This window comes from Enterobacter sp. DC4 (assembly GCF_000568095.1).
Taxonomy (GTDB): domain Bacteria; phylum Pseudomonadota; class Gammaproteobacteria; order Enterobacterales; family Enterobacteriaceae; genus Enterobacter; species Enterobacter pseudoroggenkampii.
Map to the genome: position 1 here is coordinate 183720 of NZ_AZUB01000001.1, position 16877 is coordinate 200596.

General features: G+C 56.9%; 17 protein-coding genes. 9 read left to right on the forward strand and 8 right to left on the reverse strand.

Features of this window, described 5'->3' with window-relative positions; translation table 11 throughout:
- Nucleotides 1-131: 131 nt before the first annotated feature.
- From galM to modE, 6 genes are all read right to left on the reverse strand, one after another.
- Nucleotides 132-1172, reverse strand: a complete 1041-nt coding sequence (gene galM / locus P349_RS23065) for a galactose-1-epimerase (RefSeq protein ID WP_032649496.1) — start codon at nucleotides 1170-1172, stop codon at nucleotides 132-134.
- Nucleotides 1166-2314, reverse strand: a complete 1149-nt coding sequence (gene galK / locus P349_RS23060; protein WP_032649494.1) for a galactokinase — start codon at nucleotides 2312-2314, stop codon at nucleotides 1166-1168. Before galK ends, galM begins: the two co-directional genes overlap by 7 nt.
- 4 nt (nucleotides 2315-2318) lie before the next feature.
- Nucleotides 2319-3365: a galactose-1-phosphate uridylyltransferase gene (gene galT, locus P349_RS23055; RefSeq protein WP_032649491.1), complete on the reverse strand. Its 1047-nt coding sequence runs from the start codon at nucleotides 3363-3365 to the stop codon at nucleotides 2319-2321.
- A gap of 9 nt (nucleotides 3366-3374) precedes the next feature.
- On the reverse strand, nucleotides 3375-4391 hold the full coding sequence (gene galE / locus P349_RS23050) for a UDP-glucose 4-epimerase GalE (protein WP_024908784.1): 1017 nt from the start codon (nucleotides 4389-4391) through the stop codon (nucleotides 3375-3377).
- 201 nt (nucleotides 4392-4592) lie between these two features.
- Nucleotides 4593-6065 carry a molybdate ABC transporter ATP-binding protein ModF gene (gene modF, locus P349_RS23045; protein WP_032649489.1) on the reverse strand — a complete coding sequence of 491 codons (1473 nt, stop codon included), beginning with the start codon at nucleotides 6063-6065 and terminating at the stop codon, nucleotides 4593-4595.
- A gap of 67 nt (nucleotides 6066-6132) precedes the next feature.
- On the reverse strand, nucleotides 6133-6921 hold the full coding sequence (gene modE, locus P349_RS23040) for a molybdenum-dependent transcriptional regulator (RefSeq protein ID WP_032649488.1): 789 nt from the start codon (nucleotides 6919-6921) through the stop codon (nucleotides 6133-6135).
- A gap of 127 nt (nucleotides 6922-7048) precedes the next feature.
- Between modE and P349_RS23035 the strand changes: the two genes are divergently transcribed.
- From P349_RS23035 to modC, 4 genes are all read left to right on the forward strand, one after another.
- Nucleotides 7049-7198 (forward strand): AcrZ family multidrug efflux pump-associated protein, encoded by a 150-nt coding sequence (locus P349_RS23035; RefSeq protein ID WP_008501118.1) that lies wholly within the window; start codon nucleotides 7049-7051, stop codon nucleotides 7196-7198.
- Between the two features lie 178 nt (nucleotides 7199-7376).
- Nucleotides 7377-8150 (forward strand): molybdate ABC transporter substrate-binding protein, encoded by a 774-nt coding sequence (gene modA, locus P349_RS23030; protein WP_032649486.1) that lies wholly within the window; start codon nucleotides 7377-7379, stop codon nucleotides 8148-8150.
- Nucleotides 8150-8839, forward strand: a complete 690-nt coding sequence (gene modB / locus P349_RS23025) for a molybdate ABC transporter permease subunit (protein WP_032649484.1) — start codon at nucleotides 8150-8152, stop codon at nucleotides 8837-8839. The genes modA and modB overlap by 1 nt, the downstream gene beginning before the upstream one ends.
- A 2-nt stretch (nucleotides 8840-8841) precedes the next feature.
- Entirely contained in the window at nucleotides 8842-9900 is a 1059-nt protein-coding gene (gene modC, locus P349_RS23020) for a molybdenum ABC transporter ATP-binding protein ModC (RefSeq protein ID WP_032649481.1), read from the forward strand.
- Here the strand turns inward: modC and P349_RS23015 are convergent, their stop codons facing one another.
- Nucleotides 9901-10719, reverse strand: a complete 819-nt coding sequence (locus tag P349_RS23015) for a pyridoxal phosphatase (protein WP_032649480.1) — start codon at nucleotides 10717-10719, stop codon at nucleotides 9901-9903.
- Between the two features lie 140 nt (nucleotides 10720-10859).
- Between P349_RS23015 and pgl the strand changes: the two genes are divergently transcribed.
- Nucleotides 10860-11855, forward strand: coding sequence for a 6-phosphogluconolactonase (gene pgl / locus P349_RS23010; protein WP_032649478.1), 996 nt, complete (start codon nucleotides 10860-10862; stop codon nucleotides 11853-11855).
- A gap of 442 nt (nucleotides 11856-12297) precedes the next feature.
- A complete protein-coding gene (gene tisB / locus P349_RS25085; RefSeq protein WP_023332440.1) occupies nucleotides 12298-12387 on the forward strand; it encodes a type I toxin-antitoxin system toxin TisB in 90 nt (29 codons plus the stop codon).
- A 55-nt stretch (nucleotides 12388-12442) separates the two neighbouring features.
- On the opposite strand, the gene P349_RS23005 is transcribed toward tisB, so the two are convergent.
- Nucleotides 12443-13726, reverse strand: coding sequence for a putative acyl-CoA thioester hydrolase (locus tag P349_RS23005; protein ID WP_032649477.1), 1284 nt, complete (start codon nucleotides 13724-13726; stop codon nucleotides 12443-12445).
- Between the two features lie 224 nt (nucleotides 13727-13950).
- On the opposite strand from P349_RS23005, the gene hutI reads away from it, so the two are divergent.
- From hutI to P349_RS22990, 3 genes are read left to right on the forward strand one after another with little or no spacing between them, the layout of a single operon-like run.
- Entirely contained in the window at nucleotides 13951-15174 is a 1224-nt protein-coding gene (hutI, locus tag P349_RS23000) for an imidazolonepropionase (RefSeq protein ID WP_032649474.1), read from the forward strand.
- Complete coding sequence (gene hutG / locus P349_RS22995; protein WP_032649472.1) at nucleotides 15171-16109, forward strand: formimidoylglutamase; 939 nt, start codon at nucleotides 15171-15173, stop codon at nucleotides 16107-16109. Before hutI ends, hutG begins: the two co-directional genes overlap by 4 nt.
- A 19-nt stretch (nucleotides 16110-16128) precedes the next feature.
- Nucleotides 16129-16863, forward strand: a complete 735-nt coding sequence (locus tag P349_RS22990; RefSeq protein ID WP_024908773.1) for a histidine utilization repressor — start codon at nucleotides 16129-16131, stop codon at nucleotides 16861-16863.
- The last annotated feature ends 14 nt before the right edge of the window (nucleotides 16864-16877 follow it).

Below are 16877 nucleotides of genomic sequence, written 5' to 3' on the forward strand. Positions count from 1 at the left end.
AACCCTAACCATAGCGAAAATAGTCTCTGAGTGTAAGATGCTTGTGAATCCAGGGTTATGATTTTGTCTGCGATCGGCGCTATTTTCAGCAAGGCGCGCAGAAAAAAGCCCTCCGATGGGAGGGCTGGAAATCAATGCGGAATAAAATGATACTCTGTGACGCTAACGTACTCTTTACCCGGGCGCAGCACGCAGTCCGGCTGCGGCCATTCCGGATGGTTCGGGCTGTCCGGCAGGAACTCGCTCTCCAGCGCCAGACCTTGCCAGTCGCTATACTCTTCGTGTTCGCGCGCCGTTGTGCCGCCGAGATAGTTACCTGAGTAGAACTGCAGGGCAGGGGCAGTGGTATACACCGTCATCTGCAGCTTCTCATCCGCAGACCAGACCTGCGCGGCAGGTTGTTTCACATCACCTTTGGCCTGTAGCAGGAACGCGTGGTCGTAGCCTTTCACCTTGCGCTGATCGTCATCGCTCAGGAAATCCTGGGCGATCGTTTTCGCGCTGCGGAAGTCAAAGCTGGTGCCGCTCACGTCTTTGAGGCCCTGATGCGGAATGCCCATCTCGTCAACCGGCAGCCAGGCATCCGCCAGGATCTGCAGCCTGTGGTTACGCACGTCGCACTGGTTACCGTCCAGATTAAAGTACGCGTGATTGGTCAGGTTGACCGGACACGGCTTGTCGACCGTCGCACGGTATTCAATGGCGATACGGTTGTCGTCGGTCAGCGTAAAGCGCGCGGACGCGATAAGGTTCCCCGGGAAGCCCTGATCGCCGTCAGGCGAATCCAGCGAGAACAGCACTTCCCCGTCGTTTTGACGAACAATCTTCCAGCGGCGTTTATCAAACCCGTCCGGTCCGCCGTGCAGCTGGTTCTCACCCTGGCTTGGAAGCAGGGTGTACTGGACGCCGTCGAGCTCAAAACGGCTCTTCGCGATTCGGTTAGCATAGCGCCCAACGGACGCGCCCAGATAGGCGGACTGATTGACGTACTGCTCAGGCGAGGCGCAGCCCAGCAGAGTCTCGCGCACGCTGCCGTCCGGCATTGGTACGCGGGCAGAAAGAAGGGTAGCACCCCAGTCCATCACCGTAACGACCATCCCCGCGCTGTTGCGCAGGGTTAACAGGCGATACGGCAGACCATCCGGTGCAAGAGTAGGTGTTTCGTTTAGCACTGTCCGGCTCCTTGTGATGCTTTGCAAACATAGAAGGTTTCTTTGATACCTGTTTTTGCTTCGTACTGCTTCGCCACGGCATCCTGTACGGCAGGAACCAGCTCTTCAGGCACCAGCGCAACGACGCAGCCGCCAAAACCGCCGCCCGTCATGCGCACGCCACCTTTGTCGCCGATGGTGGCTTTGACGATGTCCACCAGGGTGTCGATCTGTGGAACGGTGATTTCAAAATCATCGCGCATGGAGGCGTGAGATTCCGCCATCAGCTCACCCATACGTTTCAGGTCACCTTTCGCCAGCGCGGAGGCGGCTTCAACGGTACGGGCATTTTCCGTCAGCACGTGACGAACGCGCCTGGCGACGACCGGATCCAGCTCGTGCGCCACTTTGTTAAATTCATTGAGCGTTACGTCGCGCAGGGCGGGCTGCTGGAAGAAGCGGGCACCGGTTTCGCACTGTTGGCGGCGGGTGTTGTACTCGCTGCCCACCAGCGTGCGCTTAAAGTTGCTGTTGATGATTACCACAGCCGCGCCTTTTGGCAGGGGAACGGCTTTTGTGCCCAGCGAGCGGCAGTCGATCAGCAGCGCGTGTTCTTTTTTGCCCAGTGCGGAGATCAGCTGGTCCATAATGCCGCAGTTACAGCCCACGAACTGGTTTTCCGCTTCCTGACCATTCAGGGCGATTTGCGCGCCATCCAGCGGCAAATGATAAAGCTGCTGGAACACCGTACCCACGGCGACTTCCAGAGACGCAGAGGAGCTTAAGCCCGCACCCTGTGGCACGTTGCCGCTGATCACTAAATCTGCACCGCCAAAGTTTTTGTTACGCTTCTGCAGATGCTTCACCACGCCGCGCACGTAGTTTGACCACTGCTGGCTGTCGTGCGTCACAATCGGGGCATCGAGGGAAAACGCGTCCGTCTCATTACCGTAATCCGCTGCAATCACGCGAACCTGGCGGTCGTCGCGCTTCGCACAGCTGATCACCGTCTGGTAATCGATGGCGCACGGCAGGACGAAACCGTCGTTATAGTCGGTGTGTTCACCAATCAGGTTGACGCGGCCAGGGGCCTGGATAACGTGGGTGGCAGGGTAGCCAAATTTTTCAGCAAACAGGGATTGTGTTTTATCTTTCAGACTCATTTTTTTAGACTCCTGATTCGCGATAGTGGACGTCGCTAACGGCACGCAGACGTTCTGCCGCCTGTTCCGCCGTCAGGTCACGCTGGGTTTCCGCCAGCATTTCATAGCCCACCATAAATTTACGCACCGTCGCAGAGCGCAGCAGCGGCGGATAGAAATGGGCGTGCAGCTGCCAGTGTAGATTCTCTTCGCCGTTAAACGGGGCGCCGTGCCAGCCCATGGAGTACGGGAAGGAGCACTGGAACAGGTTGTCGTAACGACTGGTCAGTTTTTTCAGCGCCAGAGCAAGGTCGTCGCGCTGCGCGTCGCTGAGTTCGGTGATGCGCTGTACGTGCGCTTTCGGCAGCAGCAGCGTTTCAAACGGCCAGGCAGCCCAGTAAGGCACGACGGCCAGCCAGTGTTCGGTTTCCACCACGGTGCGGCTGCCGTCGGCCAGCTCACGGCGGGTGTAATCGACCAGCATTGGGGAACCGTTTTCCGCGTAATACGCTTTTTGCAGACGATCTTCACGCTCGGCTTCGTTAGGCAGGAAGCTGTTCGCCCAGACCTGGCCATGCGGATGCGGGTTGGAGCAGCCCATAGCCGCGCCTTTGTTTTCGAACACCTGCACCCACGGGTAAGTTTGACCCAGCTCGGCGGTTTGCGCCTGCCAGGTGCTTACCACCTCTTTCAGCGCATCCACGCTCAGCTCCGGCAGTGTTTTGCTGTGATCGGGGGAGAAGCAGATCACGCGGCTGGTACCGCGCGCGCTTTCGCAGCGCATCAGCGGATCGTGGCTTTCCGGTGCGTCCGGGGTGTCGGTCATCAGGGCGGCAAAATCGTTTGTGAAGACGAAGGTGCCTTTGTAGTCCGGGTTTTTATCCCCGGTGACGCGCGTGTTGCCCGGACAGAGGAAGCAGACCGGGTCGTGCTGTGGCAGCGTTTGTTTCGCAGGCGTTTCCTGCGCCCCCTGCCAGGGGCGCTTGGCGCGATGCGGAGAAACCAAAATCCATTGCCCGCTTAACGGGTTAAAGCGACGATGCGGATGATCGACGGGATTAAATTGCGTCATGACGGATCCTTAGTCCGGATAGCCCTGCGGGTGGCGTGACTGCCAGTGCCAGGTATCCTGTGCCATTTCATCAAGCGTGCGCGTCACACGCCAGTTAAGCTCTTTGTCGGCTTTGGTGGCATCGGCCCAGTAAGCAGGCAGGTCGCCATCACGACGCGGTGCGAAGTGGTAGCTCACCGGCTTACCGCAGGCTTTGCTGAAGGCGTTAACCACGTCCAGCACGCTGCTGCCGACCCCGGCGCCGAGGTTGTAAATATGCACGCCCGGCTTGTTGGCCAGCTGCTGCATCGCGGCAACGTGGCCGTCGGCCAGATCCATGACGTGGATGTAGTCACGCACGCCGGTGCCGTCTTCGGTAGGGTAGTCATTGCCAAAAATCGCCAGCGAGTCGCGGCGACCCACGGCAACCTGCGCGATATACGGCATCAGGTTGTTCGGGATGCCCTGCGGATCTTCACCCATATCGCCGGACGGATGCGCGCCGACCGGGTTGAAGTAGCGCAGCAGCGCGATGCTCCACTCCGGCTGGGCTTTTTGCAGGTCGGTCAGGATCTGCTCCACCATCAGTTTGCTCTTGCCGTACGGGCTTTGCGGTGTCCCGGTTGGGAAGCTTTCAACGTAAGGGATTTTGGGTTGATCGCCGTAGACGGTAGCCGAAGAGCTAAAGATGAAGTTTTTGACGTTGGCCGCACGCATGGCGGAGATGAGACGCAGAGTACCGTTGACATTGTTGTCGTAATACTCGAGCGGTTTCGCAACGGATTCACCGACCGCTTTCAGACCTGCGAAGTGGATCACCGCTTCGATGGCGTGGTCGTGAAGGATCTCGGTCATCAGCGCTTCGTTGCGGATGTCGCCTTCTACAAAAGTCGGTTGTTTACCGCCAAGACGTTCAATCACAGGCAGCACGCTGCGCTTACTATTGCACAGGTTGTCGAGGATGATGACGTCGTGACCGTTTTGCAGCAGTTGCACGCAGGTATGACTACCTATGTAACCGCTACCACCTGTTACCAGAACTCGCATATTTCGCTCCATTGGGCTTATGGTATGTAATAACCATAGCATAACAGAGACGCGAAAAGTGTGACATGGGATAAAATAGTGGAATCGTTTACACTGTTTTTAAAGTCCGATTATCAGCCGCTGTGGGGCATTGTAGATCAACGGGATAGCAATGTCTTAGTGCAGGTTATCTGAAAAACGGAGGGCGGTGCCCTCCGGGGGTTAATCGATTTTGCTTTGCAGATAACGATACTGCTCACCGTCCGGAACAAACTCCAGCCGATGGGTGATGCAGGAGGGGGCATCTTCGGCATGGTGTGAAACGAAAAGCAGCTGCGTTTCACCTTCGCTAATCAGCACGTCCACAAAGCGGCGGATAAGCTGTCGGTTCAGCGGATCGAGTCCCTGCAGCGGTTCGTCGAGGATCAGCAGCGTAGGGTGTTTTACCAGCGCGCGAACGATCAGGGCCAGACGCTGCTGCCCCCACGACAGACTATGAAACGGTGCGTCAGCGACCCGGTTGTCCATGCCAAGGATATCCAGCCACTGCTGGGCCAGCTTGTGCTGTTTGTCCGACACCGCCTGATAAATACCGATGGAATCAAAATAGCCGGAGAGGATCACGTTGCGTACCGTGGTACTGACCCGGTAATCCAGATGCAGGCTGCTGCTGACATAGCCGATATGTTTTTTAATATCCCAGATGGTTTCGCCGCTGCCGCGACGCCGACCGAACAGCGTCAGATCGTTGCTATAGCCCTGCGGGTGATCGCCTGTGATGAGGCTCAGCAGCGTTGATTTTCCCGCGCCGTTAGGGCCGACGATCTGCCAGTGCTCGCCCGGATTGACCGTCCAGCTGAGGCTGTTAAGGATCGGGCGATCGTCATAAGAGACCATCCCGTCACGCAGCACGATGCGCGGCTGGTGGGGGTCAAGCGCATGGCGGGCCGAAGGGGCGTCAGGTTCCGGAAGAGTAATACCGTCGAGCTGTTCGCTGTGCGCGAGCTGGGCAATGAGCGCCTGCTTAAGCAGTGCGGTTTTTTCGCCGGTCTCGGTCAGGTTACAGTCGGCCAGTACGCCCGCGTGCTGGATAAAGTCCGGAATTTCATCGAAGCGGTTAAGTACCAGCACCAGGGTATATCCCTGCCGATTAAGCGACTCCAGAAGAGCAGCAAGCTGCGCACGGGACTGCACGTCAAGACCGTCGAACGGTTCGTCCAGAATAAGAAGGTCAGGCTCGCTCATCAGCGCCTGACAAAGCAGCGTTTTCCGCGTCTCGCCGGTCGAAAGGTATTTAAAGCGCCGGTTCAGCAGGGCGGTGATACCGAACCGTTCTGCCAGGCGCTGACAGCGGGCGGGGTCTTTCACCTCATCCTGAATAATTTCTGCCGTCGTACGGCCGGTATCGTCTTCGCCAGGGCTGAGTAAATCGGTGTTGTTGCGCTGCCACTCGTCGCTGACCAGCTTTTGCAGTTGTTCAAACGACAGGCGCGTCAGGCGCGTAAAGGTGCTCTGGTATTCGCCCTTGAGGAGGTTGAGCTCGCCGGCCAGCGCGCGGGCCAGCGCAGATTTACCGCTGCCGTTAGTGCCGACAAACGCCCAGCTTTCACCTGCGCGTATTGTCAAATCAGCAATCGTCAGCGTTCGGACATCGCTAAGACGAAACGTGCCTTGCGAAATATGCAATGATGACATGATTTATCCCTGTTTTTGCAGCAATAGATATCAGGGATACGCACTGTCGGCGCGATTGTCAATGTGCTCAGCATAATGTGGCGATAATCACCCGATCTGCGTTGAACCAGGCGGTGACGACAGTACCTTCTTCTAAACCGTCCGCCTCGCTAAGCGGTATTGTCGCGCAAAGCCGTTGCCCGTCTGCCAGGGTCATCAGCACTTCGCACTGCGCCTGGCCGCGTTCGATATGGCTAATTGCGCCCTGCAACTGGTTATCTGCTGCCTTTGCGGTGTCGGGATCGCGCGTGATATTGACCCACGGTGCTTTCAGCAGCACCAGCACCTCTTTCCCTTCGTCCAGCTCAAGGCGCTCTGCACTCTGCGCCGTTATGGCGGCTTTCAGACGGGTAGTCCCATCGGCAAGCAGGATTTCAATATGCTGCTGTACCTGGAGATTATCGCGCGCCGTCACCGTGCCAAACCACTGGTTGCGGGCGCTGGTTTGTAACGAGAAGCGGGAAATGGCGGCCAGCAAACTGTCCAGCGGAACGTCGTCGTCGTCGCTCAACACATCAAACGCTTTTTGCTGGATCCGGGCCAGCAGATCGTAAAGCTGAATAAGACGCTGACCGTAACGTGTCACGATTGCACCGCCGCCGCCTTTGCCGCCCGTGGCTCTGTCTACCAGCGGCTGTTCGCTCAGGGTGTTCATCTCGTTGATGGCGTCCCAGGCGCTTTTATAGCTGATGCCCGCGTTTTTCGCCCCCTGGCTAATCGAGCCTGTTTGTTCTATTTGTTTAAGCAGGGCGATACGTCGCGGATCGGCGAAAAGCTTTTGCTGAAGTCGGAGTGTGAGAAGAATTTCGGCCTGCATAACAGTGTCCTGGCAAAAAGAGTATTGTGACCCAAATGGTGCAGGGCGCAAAGGGTACCGCACAAAAGGGGATGTTTTTCTCACTTGAAAGGGTAGAATAAGCTATTCACAATATCTGGAGAAAACCATGTTAGAGTTGTTGAAAAGTCTGGTATTCGCCGTGATCATGGTACCAGTAGTGATGGCCATCATCCTCGGTGCCATCTACGGCCTGGGTGAAGTGTTCAACGTCTTTTCGAACATTGGTCACAGAGACCAGGCTAAAAAGCAGCATTGATTCCCCACAAAACGCCCGGCTTGTCCGGGCGTTTTGCTCTCAAGATTTTCCCGTTTTCGCCGATAATATTTAACGTATCACACCGGTTTACCTCTTCAGCGGTACGATTTAACGCTGGGATCTCCCTGACGTTACCGTTATATTAATATGTATATAACGCTACTCACAGGAGTTAAAAATGGCACGTACCTGGGTACGCCTTTTCGCAGGGGCAACGCTGACGCTTTCACTTACCGGCCACGCGCTGGCGGACGACGGTAAAATCACGGTCTTTGCGGCGGCGTCGCTGACCAACGCGCTGCAGGATATCGCGGCGGCGTATAAAAAAGAGAAAAACGTCGAGGTGGTCTCCTCTTTTGCCTCTTCCTCGACGCTGGCGCGCCAGATAGAAGCGGGCGCACCGGCGGATCTGTTCATCTCTGCCGATCAGAAGTGGATGGATTACGCGGCGGAGAAGAAAGCGATTGATGCGGCAACCCGCGAAACGCTGCTGGGGAATAGCCTGGTTGTCGTGGCGCCAAAAGCCAGCGCCCAGGCGGACATTACCATCAACAAAGAGACCAACTGGACGAGCCTGCTGAACGGTGGCCGTCTGGCGGTGGGCGATCCGGAGCACGTTCCGGCCGGCATTTATGCTAAAGAAGCGCTGCAAAAGCTGGGCGCATGGGAGACATTGTCGCCGAAGCTGGCTCCGGCGGAAGATGTCCGCGGCGCGCTGGCGCTGGTGGAACGCAACGAAGCCCCGCTGGGCATTGTGTATGGCTCTGATGCCGTTGCCAGTAAAGGTGTAAAAGTGGTCGCAACGTTCCCGGAAGACTCCCACAAGAAAGTGGAATATCCTGTTGCGATTGTTGATGGACATAAAAATGCGACCGTGACGGCCTTCCGCGATTACCTGAAGGGGCCGGAAGCGTCCGCAATCTTTAAACGTTACGGATTTACGACTCACTGATGATATTGACCGATCCTGAATGGCAGGCTGTTCTGCTGAGCCTTAAAGTCTCTTCCCTGGCGGTTGCGCTGAGTTTGCCCTTTGGGATCTTCTTTGCCTGGTTACTGGTTCGCTGTCAGTTTCCCGGCAAAACGCTGCTCGACAGCGTGCTTCATCTTCCGCTCGTGTTGCCGCCCGTGGTGGTCGGTTACCTGTTGCTGATTTCGATGGGGCGGCGCGGTTTTATCGGCGAGAAGCTCTACGACTGGTTTGGGCTGACGTTTGCGTTTAGCTGGCGCGGTGCGGTACTGGCGGCGGCGGTGATGTCATTCCCGCTGATGGTGAGGGCGATACGCCTCGCGCTGGAAGGCGTGGACATAAAGCTTGAACAGGCGGCCCGTACGCTGGGGGCCGGGCGCTGGCGCGTCTTTTTCACCATCACGCTTCCCCTGACGTTACCTGGGATTATTGTCGGGACGGTGCTGGCCTTCGCCCGCTCGCTGGGCGAGTTTGGCGCGACCATCACGTTTGTGTCGAACATCCCCGGCGAGACGCGAACCATCCCGTCGGCGATGTATACTCTGATTCAAACGCCGGGCGGTGAAGGCGCGGCGGCGCGTCTGTGTATTATTTCAATTGTGCTGGCGCTGGCATCGCTAATGGTGTCTGAATGGCTGGCGCGGCTCAGCCGTGAGCGGATGGGGAAATAAGCATGCTGGAACTTCATTTCACCCAGACGCTGGGAAACCATACCCTGACGCTTAACGAGACGCTGCCGGCAAGCGGCATCACCGCCATCTTTGGCGTGTCGGGGGCGGGAAAAACGTCGCTGATTAATGCCATCAGCGGTCTGAGCCGCCCGCAGTCAGGCCGTATTGTCCTGAATGACCGCGTCCTGAATGACGTGGAGAATAAAGTTTACCTCTCGCCGGATAAGCGCCGCATCGGCTATGTTTTCCAGGACGCGCGATTATTCCCGCACTACAGCGTGCGCGGCAACCTGCGTTACGGCATGGCGAAAAGCATGGCCGGGCAGTTTGATAAGCTGGTGACGCTTTTAGGCATTGAACCTCTGCTCGACAGGCTGCCTTCCTCGCTTTCCGGCGGAGAAAAACAGCGCGTGGCGATTGGCCGCGCGTTGCTGACCGCACCCGAACTGCTGCTGCTCGACGAACCGCTGGCCTCGCTGGATATTCCGCGTAAACGTGAACTTCTGCCTTATCTACAGCGCCTGACGCGGGAAATTAATATTCCGATGCTCTACGTCAGCCATTCGCTGGATGAGATCCTCCACCTGGCCGACAAGGTGCTGGTGCTGGAAGAGGGCCGCGTCAAGGCCTTCGGCAACCTGGAAGAGGTGTGGGGCAGCAGCGTAATGCACCCGTGGTTACCCCGGGAACAGCAGAGCAGCATCCTGAAAGTGAGCGTGCTGGAACACCACCCGCACTATGCGATGACCGCCCTGGCGCTGGGTGATCAGCATCTTTGGGTCAATAAGATTGATAAACCGTTACAATCCGTACTGCGAATTCGCATTCAGGCGTCGGACGTCTCGCTGGTGCTGCAACCACCGTTGCAAACCAGTATTCGAAATATTCTGCGCGCCAAAGTCGCGGAGTGTTTTGATGATAACGGGCAGGTGGAAGTGAAGCTTGAAGTGGGAAGCAGAACGCTCTGGGCGCGCATCAGCCCGTGGGCCAGGGATGAGTTAGGGATCAAACCCGGCCTGTGGCTTTACGCGCAAATTAAGAGCGTCTCGATTACCGCCTGATTACAACAGGTGGGTATAAATGTACTGCGCGATGCTGTCGGTGGTGTTGTCGCCGATCACCACGTTAGCACGCGCTTTGACCGCGTCGTCGGCATTGCCCATCGCCACGCCGGTACCGGCGGCTTCCAGCATGCTGATGTCGTTGTAGTTGTCGCCGAAGGCGATCACATCCCGCATCGACCAGCCTTTTGATTCCACAAACTGCGTCAGACGCTTGCCTTTGCTGTTGCCTTTACGGGCAATGTCCACCTGGTCATGCCAGGACCATTCGCACTCCAGACCCAGCGTCTGTTCCACGTGTTTTGCGAAGGCATTCAGTTTGGTGGTGTCTTCATCCGTCAGGGCGAATTTCCAGATAGCCTCAACGTCCTGGGCTGCCTGACGCAGTGAAGATACCTGAGTAAAGACCGGACGCTGCGCTTCAGGCAGGGACAACGCCCAGTTGCTGGTGCGCACCACATGGCCGGTTGGGCGCTCGTACACCATCGCGTTATCCACGTACATCAGGCCGTGAACGGCATGCTCATCCAGCAGATCAATCAGTTGCAGCGCCTGGGGAACCGGCAGCGGGTCGGATGCTAAAACCTTTTTTGCCTGATAATCATACAAATAGGTGCCATTACAACAAATTGCAGGTGTATCTAACGCCAGTGCCTGATAAAAAGGGTGAATGGCAACGTGATGTCGACCCGTTACGATAAGGAGTTGATATCCCGCTTCCTGTGCGCGTTTAAGCGCTTCCAGAGAAGAGGGGAGAAGGGTTTTTTGCGGCGTCAGTAAGGTACCGTCTAAATCCAGAGCAATCACACGCGAGGTCATCTGTTTTCCCGGGTTAATATTGAATTTACGTTTTGATGGGATGGTACACCGAGAGGCGAATGCTTCAAAACTCCTGTCGACAATTCAGCATTCACCGTCAAAAGTTAACTACTTTCATGCGCAGTGAGGAGTGAATATTCATGAAACAAACCGTTTATACCGCCAGTCCTGAAAGCCAGCAGATCCACGTCTGGCGTTTAAATACCGAAGGGACACTCACGCTGGTTCAGGTTGTTGATGTGCCAGGCCAGGTGCAACCGATGGTCATCAGCCCGGATAAACGTTTCTTGTACGTGGGTGTGCGCCCGGAGTTCCGCGTGCTGGCCTATCGCATTTCTCCGGACGATGGCGCGCTGACGTACACTGCCGAAGCACCACTGCCGGGCAGCCCAACCCATATCTCTACCGATCGTAAAGGCAACTTTGTCTTCAGCGGCTCCTACAACGCGGGCTGCGTCAGCGTAACGCGTCTGGAAAATGGCATTCCGGTCGACACCGTGGATGTGGTGGAAGGGCTTGAAGGCTGCCACTCGGCGAATATCACGCCGGATAACCGCACGCTGTGGGTGCCTGCGCTGAAGCAGGATCGCATCTGCCTGTTCACCCTGAGCGACGATGGTCACCTGGTGGCGCAGAATCCTGCCGAAGTGACTACCGTTGAAGGCGCGGGTCCGCGCCATATGGTCTTCCATCCGAACCAGCAATACGCCTACGTGGTGAACGAACTGAACAGCTCAGTGGACGTGTGGGAACTGAAAGATCCTAACGGCCAAATTGAGTGCGTGCAGACGCTGGACATGATGCCGTCTGACTTCTCCGACACCCGCTGGGCGGCGGATATTCACATTACGCCAGATGGCCGTCATCTGTACGCCTGTGACCGTACCTCCAGCCTGATTACCGTGTTTAGCGTTTCCGAAGACGGCAGCGTGCTGGCGGTTGAAGGCTTCCAGCCGACGGAAACCCAGCCGCGCGGCTTTAATATCGATCACAGCGGCAAATTCCTGATTGCGGCGGGGCAGAAATCCCACCACATCGCGCTGTATGAAATTAAAGGCGAGCAGGGTCTGCTGGAAGAGAAAGGGCGTTACGCGGTCGGCCAGGGGCCAATGTGGGTCGTGGTAAACGCTCACTAAGCGGCTAAAACAAAAAACCTCGCGGATGCGAGGTTTTTTTATGCCCGGTGGTTGCCGGGTGAGCACATCAAAACGTAACCAACATGGTCATCATAATGTCGACTCAAGGCGAAGTAAACGCATCGTCAACGAAGGACAAAGAACACAGAATGATTATCGGTTGTTATTTTTAAAATAATCAGTTACTTAGAAGTATTTTCTTTATAAATTCCTAAACTGATCTTATCTGTTTTTATGTACAGTAGTGATTTGATATCATTCTGTCCGTTGGCTTGATGTGTTGCAGTTCCGCAATTCAGGATCCGTATTCAGTCCTGGCTGTCGGGTGGTGCCGACAGTGCCTAAACTGCGGGGCACATCAAAACATAACCAACACACCTCTGGTGACAGGCAGCGGAAAGGTAAATCAGGGGAGAAGTGCTCTATACCAAAGGAGTGGCGTATGAGCGGTGTGGAATGGGCAATTCTGTTCCTGCAACTCATGGTTGCGATTATGCAACTATTGGATGCGTATCTTAAGTTTGGAGCCTGACGCATTCAGTCGCAGTAAAAAGGGGGATTAAACTCCCCCTTTTACTCTCATCTTATTACTGCTTCGGCTCAGCAACCACTTTGCTACCCAGACCGCGGTTGTTGTATTCCCACATGCGGTTGAAGTTAGCGTCGTTCAGGTTGCGCTGCACGTTCCCTTTATCATCCATCGCACCGGTATTGCCGGAGAACGGACGTTTGGAGATTGCTGCATCAGCCCACGGCTTCGCCATGTTGAAGCCTTCGTTGATCACGCTGTCGCGGATCACGACCTGGCCGTTAGTGGCAGAGTCCACGTCCAGGGAACGTCCCAGCTGCGCCACACCGTCACCGGCAGCATTAAAGCGGCTGTTCACGGCCAGGAAGCCGTAGAAGAGGTTAGACTGGGTTGCTGGAGCAAATACGTAACCTTCCTGCTGAGTACGTGAGTTCACCACGCGGAAATCGGTGTTATCAAACACCACCGCGCCGCGACCGGACACCAGATCCACGTCACCTTCAACGTAGCTGTTGGTCACCAGGGTACGGGTCAGGCGGTTATTCTGCAGGGCGTTCTGCACGCCGCTGTTGGTCACGAAGAAGGTGTTCTGACGGCCCAGAATGTTGACGTTGTTAATCTGCACCTGGTCACCATCGCTACGCAGCGCAACGGCCTGGTGGTTACCGGCATCAACGCTGTCGCCCAGGGTATTCTGGATGGTCAGGTTCTGCAGCTGCAGACCGTTATTCTGAGACCAGAACACCGCTGAGCACATCACGCCAATGGTGGCGGAACGCTTGCTCTGGCAGTTATCAAACATGTACCACGCCGGTTTACCCGGCATATATTTACCGGCCGGGTTCACCAGGTGACGCCAGGTGTTGCTGTCGATTTCGGAATCAATCGCCAGGCCAATTTTTACGTCGATAGCTTTTTCGCCCAGACCGTAAAGCGTAATGCTGCCTGGTGCGGCCGGAACATACACGGTGCCTTCATATTCACCTGGCAGGATCGCGATGTACTGGCGAGACGCGCTGTGTTTAGTGATGGCAGCATCAACCGCGGCCTGAATAGAGGTATGCGTTACGCCCTGCGCACCCGCCGGGCCTACCACGAAGTCAGGCGGTTTAGGCAGGTTAATAGACGACGGGGTCCACGGCGCAGCGTTAGGATCCATCGCTGAGAAGTAGTGCGCACGGTCGAAGTTCTTCGCTTCATCAGCGGACAAAATCGGGCGGGAGGCGGTACCGGGCGCTACCTGCTCAGAAGGTCGCTGATCCGGTGGGGTTGAACTGCATGCGGATAAGGTCACGCCAAAGGCGAGTGCTAACGCCAGACGGGAAATCCTGGAAATGTTCAAGGTGAAGCTCCTGGGTATGCAAGTCTTTACGGGATAGACGAAATAGCCTGCTTTTTTATACTAAGTTGAGCGAAACGGGAAGATAAAAAGGGTAAAAGTTGCATTTTTAGCCCCGGAGCCGCAGGTAAGTGATCACAAATAAATAACATTTTCCACAAAGTCGGTTGACAGCAGGCAACAGATGAAAATAAATGTCTATACAACCTATGACAAGTGGAATGCCCATGCAGCAGATTCATCCCGACGATGTAATATGGCGAAATGCGCGACTGGCGACGATGGTGCCGGACGTCTCTGCGCCCTATGGACTGAAAGAGCAACATGCCCTGGTCGTGCGCGGCCACACCCTTCTGGCCGTGATCCCTGAATCTGACATTCCTGCCGGACACCCTCACTGTGTCGATCTCCAGGGGCGTCTGGTCACGCCTGGCCTGATTGACTGCCATACCCACCTGGTGTTTGGCGGCGATCGCGCGGCGGAGTGGGAGCAGCGTCTGAACGGCGTCTCTTATCAAACCATCAGCGCCCAGGGGGGCGGGATTAACGCGACCGTGACGGCGACGCGCAGCAGCTCACCCGAAACCCTGCTTAAGCTGGCGCAGCAGCGGCTTCAGCGACTGATGAATGAAGGCGTCACTACGGTTGAAATCAAGTCGGGATACGGTCTAAACCCCGAGGCCGAAGAGAAGATGCTGCAGGTTGCCCGCCAGCTGAGCCTCAATAATCCGATCGATATCAGCCCAACGCTGCTGGCGGCCCATGCGGTTCCGCCGGAATACCGACAGGATCCAGATGCGTATATCACGCTGGTCTGTGAGCAGATATTGCCCGCGCTGTGGCAGAAAGAGTTATATGAAGCAGTAGACGTGTTCTGCGAAAACGTCGGCTTTACCCCGTCGCAAACCGAGCGCCTCTTTCAGGCGGCCACCGAGCTCGGCATCCCGGTGAAAGGACATGTCGAACAGCTGTCGAATCAGGGCGGTGCGGCGCTGGTCAGCCGGTATAAGGGACTCTCCGCCGATCATATCGAATATCTTGACGACGCAGGCGTTCAGGCGATGGTGGAAAGCGGCACGGTTGCGGTCCTGTTGCCGGGGGCGTTCTATTTTCTGCAGGAGCGCCAGCGTCCGCCGGTTGAACAGCTCAGAAAACAGGGTGTGCCGATGGCGGTCGCCACCGACTACAACCCCGGCACCAGCCCGTTTGCCAGCCTGCACCTGGCGATGAACATGGCCTGCGTCCAGTTCGGCCTGACGCCGGAAGAGGCCTGGGCTGGCGTGACGCGACACGCGGCGCAGGCGCTGGGGCGTGGTGCAACCCACGGACAGCTGCGGGCCGGGTTTGTCGCCGATTTTATCGTCTGGGATGCTCACCATCCGGTTGAGATGGTCTACGAGCCGGGACGCAATCCGCTGTATCAACGTATTTTCCGTGGGGAGGCAGTATGAGGTTATGGCGGCCCGTAGCCGAAACGGTCTGGCAGGGGCGCGACGACAGCGCCGAGGCCAGCAATGCGACGCGCATTTTCCAGACGATAAAGCAGCAGGGGCAGTTCACGCCGCTTTCATCCGGCATCGCGCTGATAGGCTTTGAATGTGATGCAGGGGTAAAACGCAATCAGGGCAGGCCCGGCGCCGTGCAGGCGCCTGATATGCTGCGAAAGGCGCTGGCGAATATGGCAAGCCATCAGGGACACGATCGGCTGGCGGATATGGGCTCGGTTTACGTTGAAGGCGACGAGCTGGAAGCGGCACAGCAGGCGTTAAGCGATGCCGTTACGGCCTGTCAGCAGTCCGGAATGCGTACGCTGGTCTTTGGTGGTGGGCACGAAACCGCCTGGGCACATGGTCGGGGCGTTCTTGACGCGTTCCCTAACGAGCGCGTGGCGGTGATCAACCTTGATGCGCATCTTGACCTGCGCAAGGCCGACCATGCCACGTCCGGCACCCCGTTTCGTCAGCTGGCGCATTACTGCGATGAGCGCGGGCGGGCATTTCAGTACGCCTGCTTTGGCGTGAGCCGGGCGGCGAACACGCAGGCGCTGTGGGATGAGGCTGAACGCCTGAACGTCACGCTGGTGGAAGATCTCCATTTCAGGCGCGATGCGCTATCTTCGCTGGAAAAAGTGCTGGCGCAGGCTGACCGTATCTACCTGACGATCGATCTGGACGTCCTGCCCGCCAGCGAAATGCCTGCCGTTTCCGCTCCGGCTGCGTTAGGCATACCGGCACTGGATCTTCTGCCGGTTATCGAACAAATCTGCCGTAGCGGTAAGCTACAGGCCGCCGATCTGGTAGAGTTTAACCCGCAGTACGATCGGGACGGACAGGGCGCAAAGCTTGCCGCCCGTCTGGCCTGGCAAATTGCTCACTGGTGGGCATAACACTATTCAAGGAGTTACGATGTTTTCACGCTCACCTCTGCCGCAGTCGAGCCCTCCCGCGCCTTTCTACGAAAAGGTGAAGCAGGCGATCAGCGAAAAAATCGCCACCGGCGTCTGGCGGCCGCACGATCGCATTCCCTCGGAGGCCGAGCTGGTGGCGCAGTTTGGTTTTAGCCGGATGACCGTTAACCGGGCGCTGCGCGAGCTGACCGACGAAGGGCTTCTGGTGCGCCTGCAGGGCGTGGGGACATTTGTGGCGGAACCGAAAGGGCAATCCGCCCTGTTTGAAATCCGCAGTATTGCCGATGAGATAACCTCGCGTAATCACCAGCACCGCTGTGAGGTACTGGTGCTCGAAGAGACCCAGGCCAGCGCCGAGCAGGCGGTAGAGCTGAATGTCAAAGAAGGTAGCCGGATCTTCCACTCGGTTATGGTGCATTTTGAGAACGACATTCCGGTGCAGATTGAAGATCGCTGCGTGAATGCTGAACGGATACCAGACTATCTGAACCAGGATTACACCCAGACGACGCCGCACGCCTATCTCTCGCTCGTCGCACCGCTGACGGAAGGGGAGCACATTGTGGAGGCCGTGCGCGCCACGCCGCAGGAGTGCGAGCGGCTGCGCATTAAAGAGCACGATCCGTGCCTGCTAATTCGCCGTCGAACCTGGTCCTCGTCGCACATTGTGTCGCATGCCCGACTGCTTTTCCCGGGGAACCGTTACCGGCTGCAGGGCCACTTTATGTCATAAGTTTTAAAAGCGTG